Raw genomic sequence first — 9,867 nt, 5'->3', positions numbered from 1 at the left:
AGCTCGAGGGCCGCCGCCGGCGTAACTGTTTGATCGGTGTCGAAGCTGCCCCTTGTTGGGACATGGGGGGGGGGGGGCGGCACGCGTGTGTTCCCCCCCCCACTCATCGTCCCACCCCCTGCCCGCTAAGGACTCGCTCAGGACTCGCTCAGCCTGCTCACTCAGCCCCGTGCCGCCAGCAGATGGTCCATGGCCAACTGGTCGAGCTGCTCGAAGGCCATGGAACGCGCGGCGGCGGTGTCCACGTCGAAGTCCTCGAAGGCCGTACGGTCCGCAAGGAGGTCCTGCAAACCGTCCGCGGCGGTGGGCTTGGCCAGTTCGTCCAGGCCGGACGTGCGCAGGGCCTGCTGGACCTGCGGGTCGGCGCGGAAGGCGGCTGCCCTCTCCTTGAGGATGAGGTAGTTGCGCATGCAGCCCGCGGCGGAGTCCCAGACCCCGTCGAAGCCTTCGGTGCGCGGCGGCTTGAAGTCGAAGTGGCGGGGCCCGGTGTAACCGGCGCTCTCCAGGAGGTCGACGAGCCAGAAGGCGGCGCGCAGATCGCCGGCTCCGAAGCGCAGGTCCTGGTCGTACTTGATGCCGGACTGGCCGTTGAGGTCGATGTGGAACAGCTTGTCCGCCCACAGGGCCTGGGCGATGCCGTGCGCGACGTTGAGCCCGGCCATCTGCTCGTGGCCGACCTCGGGGTTCACGCCGTACAGCTCGGGCCGCTCCAGGCGCTCGATGAAGGCCAGCGCGTGGCCGACGGTGGGCAGGAGGATGTCACCACGCGGCTCGTTGGGCTTGGGCTCGATCGCGAAGCGCAGGTTGTAGCCCTGGGAGATGACGTACTCGCCGAGGAGGTCGAAGGCTTCCTTCATGCGGTCCAGTGCCACGCGTACGTCCTTCGCCGCGCCGGACTCTGCCCCTTCCCGGCCGCCCCAGGCGACGTACACCTCGGCGCCCAGCTCCGCGGCCAGGTCGATGTTGCGGATGGTCTTGCGCAGTGCGTAGCGGCGCACGTCACGGTCGTTGGCCGTGAAGCCGCCGTCCTTGAAGACCGGGTGGGTGAACAGGTTGGTGGTGGCCATCGGCACCGTCATGCCGGTCGTGTCGAGCGCCTGGCGGAAGCGCTTGATGTGCGACTCACGCTCGACGTCCGAGGCCCCGAAGGGGATCAGGTCGTCGTCGTGGAAGGTCACGCCGTAGGCGCCGAGCTCGGCCAGGCGCTGCACCGACTCGACCGGGTCCAGGGCGGCACGGGTGGCGTCCCCGAAGGGGTCCCTCCCTTGCCAGCCGACGGTCCACAGACCGAACGTGAACCTGTCCTCGGGGGTGGGCTGGTAGTTCATGTCACGGCTCCTTGCGCTGCGCGGAACTATTTCGTCATGGCCCTTAACAAATTAGTATGCCGATGCGCTGGTGGGAAGTGCCCAGGGGATGCGGTGTCCCCGGCACCCGCCGAAAGGGGAGTTCTTGATGTCAGCAGCCGAGGGTCCGTTCGTCGTCGGGGTCGACACATCCACGCAGTCCACCAAGGCGCTGGTCGTCGACGTGTCCACGGGGCAGGTCGTCGCCAGCGGCCGGGCGCCTCACACGACCTCCTCGGGTGCGGGCCGGGAGAGCGATCCGCGGCAGTGGTGGGACGCGCTGTGCGAGGCGCTGCGGCAGTGTGGCGCTGCTGCGCGCGAGGCCGCCGCGGTGTCGATCGGCGGACAACAGCACGGCCTGGTCAGCCTGGACGCGCACGGTGAGCCGGTGCGCCCGGCGATGCTGTGGAACGATGTGCGATCCGCGCCCCAGGCCCGCCGACTGGCCGAGGAGCTGGGTGGGGCCAAGTTCTGGGCGGAGCGCACGGGGAGCGTGCCCACCGCTTCCTTCACGGTGACGAAATGGGCCTGGCTCACCGAACACGAACCGGACGCGGCGCGCGCGACCAAGGCGGTGCGCCTCCCCCACGACTACCTGACCGAGCGGCTAACTGGCCAGGGCACCACCGATCGCGGTGACGCGTCCGGTACGGGCTGGTGGGCGACGGCCACGGAGACGTACGACGAGGAGATCCTCGGACACGTGGGTCTGGACCCCGCGCTGCTGCCGCGTGTGGCTCGGCCCGGCGAGGTGGCCGGCACGGTGCGCGCTCACCCTGACCTGCCGTTCTCCGCAGGAACCCTGGTGGCGCCGGGCACCGGCGACAACGCGGCCGCCGCACTGGGTCTCGGGCTGCGCCCGGGCACTCCGGTGATGAGCCTGGGCACCTCCGGTACGGTCTACGCGGTGGCCTCGCGCCGCCCCGTCGACCCGACCGGCACCGTGGCCGGGTTCGCCGACGCGTGCGGCGACTGGCTGCCGCTGGCCTGCACGCTCAACTGCACTCTCGCCGTCGACCGGGTCGCCGCGCTGCTCGGCCTGGACCGTGAGGCCGTCGAACCCACCACCGGCGTGACCCTGTTGCCCTACCTGGACGGCGAGCGCACCCCGAACCTGCCGAACGCCTCCGGTCTCCTGGTGGGCCTGCGCCACGACACCACCGCCGGTCAACTGCTTCAGGCCGCCTACGACGGTGCTGTCCACGCCCTGCTGGCCGCGCTCGACCTGGTCCTGGAGGCGGACGCGGACCCCGCGGCACCGCTGCTCCTGATCGGCGGTGGCGCCCGCGGTGGCGCGTGGCAGCGGACGGTGCGCCGGCTGTCGGGGCGTCCGGTGCAGATCCCGCGGGCGGGCGAACTGGTGGCGCTCGGTGCCGCGGCACAGGCGGCCGGTCTGCTCACCGGCGAGGGCCCGGTGGCGGTCGCCCAACGCTGGGACACCGCCCGCGGCACGGTCCTGGACGCCGTGGAACGGGATGAGGAGGCACTGGGCCGGATCTCCGCGGTACTCTCCGACGCCGCCCCACTGCTGGAGCGGGCCACGCCAGCCGAATGACACCGAGCAAGGACCGACTCCCCGCCATGACCGCACCGCAGCACGGGCCCCGCGGGCCCCGTCCCGCACCTTCCGATCGCGCGCTGCCCGACACACAGCGGGGCATGCGCCGGCGCAACCTGGCGCGGGTGATGCACACGGTCAGCGACGGGGGGCCGCTCTCCCGCGCCGCGGTCGCGTCCCGCATCGGACTGACCCGCGCGGCGGTGTCGACCCTCGTCGACGAGCTGATCGGCTTCGGACTGCTGGAGGAGCTGGGCCCCGAACGGCCGAGCCGGGTGGGCCGGGGCCGGCCCGGGTCCGCGCTCGCGGTCAGCGACCGGGGCCCCGCCGGGATCGGCGCCGAGGTCGGCGTCGATCACCTGGCGGTCTGCGCGGTGGATCTGCGCGGCCGGGTACGCGCCAGGGCCGAGCGGCGTGCCACCAACCGCGACCGCTCCCCCGAGGCGGTCATCGGGGAGCTGACCGGACTCGTACGACAGGTCGTCGCGCTGGCCAGGGGTGAGGGGCTGTGGCCTGCGGGGCTCGCCGTGGCGGTGCCCGGCCTGGTGGCACCGGACGGGCGCACCGTCGTACGCGCCCCGAACCTGGACTGGCGCGATGCCGACCTCAGCACCCTGCTGCCAGACGACCTGCCGCTGTACGTGGACAACGAGGCCAATCTCGGCGGCCTGGCGGAGTTGTGGCTCGGCGCGGACACGCCGGGCGATTTCCTGCATGTCTCCGCCGAGATCGGCATCGGCGCGGCGGTGGTCGTGAGCGGTCAACTCCTGCGCGGCGCCCGGGGTTTCGCGGGCGAGTTGGGCCACGTACCGGTTCACCCCGACGGGCCTGCCTGCGGCTGCGGCGGCCGTGGCTGCCTGGAACAGTACGCGGGCGAGAAGGCGATGCTGCGGGCAGCGGGCATGGAACCGGGCGCCGGCCGCGCGGACCTGCTCGCCGAACGCGCCGCCGCTGGTGACCGAGCGGTACGGCGAGCGCTGGAGGAGGCCGGTGAGGCACTGGGCATCGCGCTCACCGGCGCGGTCAACCTGCTCGACCCCGAAGCCGTCGTCCTGGGCGGCGCGCTGGCCGGCCTCGCGCCTTGGCTGCTGCCCTCCCTGCTTGAGGAACTGGACAGCCGGACGGCCGGACGGGCCTGCCCGGTGTCGGTGTCACAGCTGGGTTCCGAGGGCCCCCTGCTGGGAGCCGCGCACTCGGTGGTCCGCGCTCTGCTGGACGACCCGGCGATGGTGGCCAAGCGGCCTGACGCCGAGCCGCTGATGCAGAGCCCGTGACGCGGAGCCCATGGCTCAGAGCCCGTGACGCCTACCGCTGCCCGGCGAGGCAGGGTCGCCAACCGGAGGAGGCCCGGTCCGCCGGGCCCCAAGGGCAGGGGCCCCTCTTGGCCAGGCGCTATCCTGTGGCCACGGCCGACGACATGGCCCCGTGACCGGCGGCTTCGGGATGAGACGGCCGCGTCGTACAGGCAGAAAGCTCAGGTTGTGGATTACCAGGCCGTTCTCGAAGAAGTCGCCGCCTTCGCCCGGCCGCTGGTGGGCCGCGGTCAGGTGGCTCAGTACATCCCGGCCCTCGCGGACGTGGACGCCGAGCGTTTCGGCATGGCGGTCGCCGACGTCAACGGCGAGGTGCACGGGGTGGGGGACTGGCAGGAGCCGTTCTCCGTCCAGTCCATCTCGAAGGCCTTCAGCCTCGCGCTCGTCCTCGCGGAGGGCGGCGAGCGGATCTGGGACCGGGTCGGCACGGAGCCGTCCGGCAACCCGTTCAACTCGCTGGTCCAGCTCGAGTACGAGAACGGCATCCCGCGAAACCCCTTCATCAACGCCGGTGCGCTGGTCGTCACGGACCGGCTGCAGAGCCTCACCGGAGACGCCGCCACGACGATGCTGGAGTTCCTGCGTGCGGAGAGCGGCAATCCGGATGTCGCCTTCGATCCGGTGGTGGCCGCCTCCGAGGCCGAGCACGGCGACCGCAACGCGGCTCTCGCGCACTTCATGGCGAGCTACGGCAACCTCGACAATCCCGTGAGCAAGGTGCTCGAGCACTACTTCCGGCAGTGCGCGATCCGTATGAGCTGCCGCGACCTCGCCCTCGCGGGGGCCTTCCTGGCCCGGCACGGGCTGCGTGGCGACGGCACGCGCCTCCTGCCCGCGCGCGAGGCGAAGCAGGTCAACGCGGTCATGCTCACCTGCGGTACGTACGACGCGGCGGGCAGCTTCGCCTACCGCGTCGGCCTGCCGGGCAAGAGCGGCGTCGGCGGCGGCATCGTCGCGGTGATCCCGGGACGCTGCACCCTGTGCGTCTGGAGCCCGGGCCTCGACACGTACGGCAACTCCGTGGCGGGCGTGGCGGCACTCGACCACTTCACCACGGTGACGGGCTGGTCGGTGTTCTAGGCCGGCGGTTACCTTCAGTTCGCGCTCGCCGGCCAGGCGACCATCAGCATCGACATCCTGACCTCGCCAGCCCCATAACGGGCGCCCGCAGGCGCTGTCTACACGGCGTTGGTCTAGGGCCGCTGGGGCACTCGGTTCGTTCCTGGGGTCGTCCTGTGGCTTACCGTGGCGTGATGGTGCGTGTGCGGGAGATGAACGGGTCTGAGATCGAGGCGGTATCGACGATCCGGGTCCGGGGATGGCAGGCGGCGTACGCCGGAATCGTGCCCCAGTCGTACCTGGATGCAATGACGGTCGAGAGTGATACCGATCAGCGGCGGCAGTGCGACTCAAGACGACGTCTACGGCGAAGTCACGCTCACTGAGTTCCGCTACCAGCTCGTACTCTGAGCTCCTGTGACTGGTCTGTACGAGGCACGGTTTGCGGGGTGCGTCCAGCATGTGCCAGTTGTGGCCCCCAGCCATCTGACGCCCGCCCTCCCCCAGCCAGGGGGCCGCGTGGAAGCCGGACCAGACTGTCGTCATGGATCTTCTGTCTCTGCGGTACTTCCAAGCCGTCGCCCGTCATCAGCACATCAGCCGGGCCGCACAGGAGTTGCGTGTCGCCCAGCCGTCGGTGAGCCGTACGATCAGTCGGCTCGAGGCGGAACTCGGGGTCCTGTTGTTCGATCGTCAAGGCCGTCGGGTACGACTCAATGAGCACGGCGCGGCCTTCCTGGAACGGGTCGACCGGGCATTGGCCGAACTGGACGACGCACGGCGCGAGATGGCTGACGTCGCCGGCGCAGGGCCGGGGCGGGTCGCCATCGCCGCGGAGACGCTGTGGCAGCTGGCCGAGGTGCTGTCCGTCTTCCGGGCGCAAAGCCCTGGCGTGAAGGTGCGTCTGCTTCAGGCCTCGGTGCAGTCGATGCGGCGCCATCTGTCGGCCGCCGAGGTGGACTTCGCCCTCGCATCGCAGCCGCTGGCCGGACCGGGGTTGGATGCGGTGGCCCTCATACGGGAGGAGGTATTCCTCGCCGTGCCGCGCGGCCATCACCTGGCGGACCGGGAGGACGTCGCGGTGTCCGAGCTGGCCGAGGAGGAGTTCGTCAGTACGCGCTCCGGCCACTGGCAACGCGTGCTCCTCGACGCGCTGTTCGCCCGCGAAGGCCTACAGCCGCGGGTGATATGCGAGGGCGACGAAGCCGCAGCCACCCCGGGGCTCATCGCAACCGGACTGGGCATCGGCCTGATGCCCGCTGTCGCACGGCGTGCCATCGGCGAGCACGGGCCCGTGGCCTGGGCACGCCTCGGCACCCCGGACGCCCGCCGCACCCTCAGCCTCGTATGGCGTCAGGATGCCTACCTCTCCTCAGCGGCCGAGACATTCCGTCGGCTGGCCGTGGACCACTTCATGCGTCACCCGTCATGAGTACATGACAGAACTGGTCGTGGAAGGCATGAACACAGTTCCCTAACGTCGGCTCCATCGTCGGATCCGTCCTCGATTCCATCCCCGGTTCCATTCACTGGACCCCTCGAACGGGAGCGCTGAAATGCCGCAGCACCACACGACACCGAGTTCCTTCACCAGTTACGTCGAGGCCGTCCTCGCCACCTTGTCCGCCACGCCGCGGCGCACCGTCCTCACCGATGCGGAGGGGCGCACGACCACGGCCGCCGACTTCCGTGACCAGGTGTACAGGCTGGCCGCGGAACTGCGGCAGCGGGGGGCGGCTGTCGACACGACCGTCGCCCTGCTCACCGGCAACACCGTGGAAGCCCTGGTGGCCCGCTACGCCGCCAACCTCGCCGGCGCGCGAGTGGTCTGTCTGTACGACGGCATGAGCGCACCGACCATGGCACGCATCATGGCCGATGCCGACTGCCACATGGTCCTGGTGGACGTGCGACAGCAACACCTGGCTGAAGAACTGCTGCGATCAGCCGAAGGGTCCCGAATGCTGTCACTGGGGCCGAGCAGCTATGGCGAAGACGTCCTGGCCCGGGCCGCCCGGCACCCGGCGAAGCCGCTCCCGTCGCCGGTGGGCCCCGAGGACGACTGGCGCATCGGTTACACCGGAGGCACCACCGGAGTGCCCAAGGGCATCCGCATGACTCACGGCCCCCATCGCACAGGGATCGAGGACCGGCTCGTGGGTGCCGGTGACCCACCACGGTTCTTGGCCTGCACCTCTCTGGCCCACCTGGCCGGGCTCCTGGTCGATCGCACTCTCTACCAGGGCGGATCGGTGGTGCTGCACCACCGTTTCGAGCCCACGGACGTACTGGCCACCATCGAGCGCGAACGCATCACCCATACATGGCTGCTGCCGCCGCTGCTGTACCAGCTCCTCGACCATCCGGCGCTTGCCAGCACCGACCTGTCCAGCCTGGGGCGCATCACCTACGGCGGCACCGCCGCCTCTCCTGCCCGGCTTCGCCAGGCGGCCGCGGCTCTGGGGCCGGTGCTCTACGGCTGGTACGGGCAGGCCGAGGCCCAGCTCATCACCGAAACGGGGCCCGGCGAACAGGAGATGACGGGACGCGACGGACATCTGACCGTCGGCAGGGCCCTGCCCGGTGTACACATCGATGTCCGGGGCGCCGACGGAGCCAGCCTGCCCGCCGGGAGCCGCGGTGAAGTACTCGTCCGCTCCCCCTACGCGATGCGGGGCTACTGGAAGCAACCGGAGCTGACCGCGCAGGTGCTGCGGGACGGCTGGGTCCACACAGGTGACGTCGGCTACCTGGATGAGAGGGGTTACCTCTACATCGTGGACCGGCTCAAAGAGATGATCGTGGTCGTCGGCGGCCATGTCTACCCCGCCGAGTTGGAGGAGCTGCTGCTGCGCCACCCCGCCGTCGCCCAGTGCACGGTATTCGGCCACCGGGACGACGAAGCGGTCGAGCACGTCCACGCCGCCGTGGTGCCCGCTGCCGGTCAGCAGCCCGGCCTGGAAGAGATCCGCGAGTTCGTCACCGCCCACAGAGGCCGGCTCTACGCTCCCGAAGCCCTCCACGTGCTGCCCGCCATCCCGCTCACCACGGTGGGCAAGCCGGACCGGCTCCGCCTGCGCGCGCAACTCTGCCTCCCCCAGGGCGGAACGCCAGAGGTGAACTCCGGCGACGCCTGAAGCAAGCCCCCGGGCCGCGAACGCCGTCCCTGCCCGGGTCAGGTCAGGGTGCCGGCACAACCCTGCCGAACGCCTCCCCCGCGTCCATCTCTCGGTGGGCGTTGGCGTTCAGCTTCTCCAGGAAGAGGGAAGCTGGGGGGCCGCCCACGACGTCGATCACCACGTCGAAGCCTGCCGTTGTGTCCGGGCCGCCCTCACCGGCGCGGTCCAGGACATGGGTCGCGCCCAGGTCTGGCAGGCGGGAGCCACGTACCACCGACGAGGTGGTGACCGCCACCGCGCTCGCGCCACGCCTGGCTGCGAGTTGGACCGTGGTGATCCCGATGCTGCCCGCCGCACCGCGTACGAGCACCGTCTCTCCCGGCGTGAAACCGGCCCGGCCCAGGGCGAGGCGGGCGACCACGCCGGAGCCGCCCCGCCACGCTGTACGGCACTTCCCGACCAAGCAGGCACTGATCGTGCAGACCTTCGCCGAGCAGCGGCGGGCCTGCCACGCCACCGTCGGTCGGCGAACTGACTCACCGTGCCCGGGAGACCGGCCAACTGCGCCCCGGCTTCGTCGTCGACGACCTGATCCTCATGCTCACGGCCCACCGGGGCCTCCAAGACACGCCGCGTGCCGCCCACGTCATGGCCTCCCGCCGCTTCGCCGCTGCCGCCACCGAACCTCACCAACCGTCACCGAGAACAGATCACGGTGACGAGGGTGAACGATGCGTAGAAGGAGCCATCGGCGAGTCCGGCGAACCACCGCCGGCCGCGGTCCCCGTCCACGTAACCGTCGTTGATGGCCCGCTGCATGTTGCGGCCAAGGCCCAGCGTGTGGTCCGCGTCGGCGAAGTCCGTGAAGACCGGTGTCGTCGCCGCCACCGTCTTCAGGCGGAAGCCCGCCTTCTCCGCGAGCCGCCCCAGACTGCGTCCGATGGTGGCGTGGCGGACCGCCTTCTCCGTGGTGTACCGAGTGAAGGCGCGGCTGGTGTGACGGTCCTCCGCATCGACGGCCAGCGTGTCCCAGTCAGGTTCGACGAGACCGACCACGGCGCCTGGCCGGGTGACGCGGTGCAACTGAGTGAGGGCCGCCTCAGGCTCCTCGACATGCATCAGAACTCGGTCAATCTTGGCTCGATCCACGGATCCCGGATCGATGGGAAGCGCGTGTACGTCGCCCTCCCGTACCTCAATTCCGTGCAACCCCCGAGTCCGCTCGCGGGCTTGGGCGAGCATGGCGGGGTCACGGTCGACGCCGATCACTGTGCCGTGCTCGCCGACCCGCTGAGCCAGTGAGGGCAGGTCGGTGCCCGGACCACAGCCGACGTCCAACACGGTGTGACCAGGTGCGAGGTCCAGCAGGTCGATGAGCTGCCGCTTGTACGCTCGGCCGGCGTTGCTGGCCGCCGTGCGCAGCATGTACGTGGCCTGTTCCGGCCGGGTCACACCAAGAGTCGTCGACATGC

The 9,867-nt window shown here is 70.7% G+C and carries 7 protein-coding genes and 1 pseudogene; 5 read left to right on the top strand and 3 right to left on the bottom strand.

Annotated features, from left to right (window positions below; genetic code table 11):
* Positions 1-161 precede the first annotated feature (161 nt).
* A complete protein-coding gene (gene xylA, locus ACZ6JY_RS32610) occupies positions 162-1,328 on the bottom strand; it encodes a xylose isomerase (RefSeq protein ID WP_469201723.1) in 1,167 nt (388 codons plus the stop codon).
* Between the two features lie 127 nt (positions 1,329-1,455).
* Here xylA and xylB point away from each other — a divergent pair, with 127 nt between their 5' ends.
* The 5 genes from xylB (at position 1,456) to ACZ6JY_RS32585 (ending at position 8,413) form a co-directional block, all read left to right on the top strand.
* On the top strand, positions 1,456-2,901 hold the full coding sequence (xylB, locus tag ACZ6JY_RS32605) for a xylulokinase (protein ID WP_469201721.1): 1,446 nt from the start codon (positions 1,456-1,458) through the stop codon (positions 2,899-2,901).
* A 26-nt stretch (positions 2,902-2,927) separates the two neighbouring features.
* Positions 2,928-4,178 (top strand): ROK family protein, encoded by a 1,251-nt coding sequence (locus tag ACZ6JY_RS32600; protein ID WP_469201719.1) that lies wholly within the window; start codon positions 2,928-2,930, stop codon positions 4,176-4,178.
* A gap of 207 nt (positions 4,179-4,385) precedes the next feature.
* Positions 4,386-5,297, top strand: coding sequence for a glutaminase (locus ACZ6JY_RS32595; protein ID WP_469201717.1), 912 nt, complete (start codon positions 4,386-4,388; stop codon positions 5,295-5,297).
* Between the two features lie 523 nt (positions 5,298-5,820).
* Positions 5,821-6,708, top strand: a complete 888-nt coding sequence (locus tag ACZ6JY_RS32590) for a LysR family transcriptional regulator (protein ID WP_469201715.1) — start codon at positions 5,821-5,823, stop codon at positions 6,706-6,708.
* 124 nt (positions 6,709-6,832) lie between these two features.
* The gene (locus tag ACZ6JY_RS32585; protein ID WP_469201713.1) at positions 6,833-8,413 is read left to right on the top strand and encodes an AMP-binding protein; all 1,581 of its coding nucleotides are present in this window, start codon (positions 6,833-6,835) and stop codon (positions 8,411-8,413) included.
* 100 nt (positions 8,414-8,513) lie between these two features.
* Here ACZ6JY_RS32585 and ACZ6JY_RS32580 read toward each other — a convergent pair.
* Both ACZ6JY_RS32580 and ACZ6JY_RS32575 read right to left on the bottom strand, forming a co-directional pair.
* Positions 8,514-8,828 (bottom strand): annotated as a pseudogene (locus ACZ6JY_RS32580) (NADPH:quinone reductase); the annotation flags it as partial.
* A gap of 263 nt (positions 8,829-9,091) precedes the next feature.
* Complete coding sequence (locus ACZ6JY_RS32575; protein WP_469201710.1) at positions 9,092-9,865, bottom strand: methyltransferase domain-containing protein; 774 nt, start codon at positions 9,863-9,865, stop codon at positions 9,092-9,094.
* Between the last annotated feature and the right edge of the window lie 2 nt (positions 9,866-9,867).

The sequence above is a fragment of the Streptomyces sp. NPDC046335 genome (assembly GCF_055587985.1).
The sequence above is the reverse complement of the archived record's forward strand: the minus strand, read 5'-3'. Positions and strand labels throughout refer to the sequence as shown.

What these genes read in the sequence shown, in the direction of transcription:
- xylA (WP_469201723.1), bottom strand. Translation starts at nt 1,328, where the DNA reads ATGAACTACCAGCCCACCCCCGAGGACAGGTTCACGTTCGGTCTGTGG.
- xylB (WP_469201721.1), top strand. Translation starts at nt 1,456, where the DNA reads ATGTCAGCAGCCGAGGGTCCGTTCGTCGTCGGGGTCGACACATCCACG.
- ACZ6JY_RS32600 (WP_469201719.1), top strand. Translation starts at nt 2,928, where the DNA reads ATGACCGCACCGCAGCACGGGCCCCGCGGGCCCCGTCCCGCACCTTCC.
- ACZ6JY_RS32590 (WP_469201715.1), top strand. Translation starts at nt 5,821, where the DNA reads ATGGATCTTCTGTCTCTGCGGTACTTCCAAGCCGTCGCCCGTCATCAG.
- ACZ6JY_RS32585 (WP_469201713.1), top strand. Translation starts at nt 6,833, where the DNA reads ATGCCGCAGCACCACACGACACCGAGTTCCTTCACCAGTTACGTCGAG.
- ACZ6JY_RS32575 (WP_469201710.1), bottom strand. Translation starts at nt 9,865, where the DNA reads ATGTCGACGACTCTTGGTGTGACCCGGCCGGAACAGGCCACGTACATG.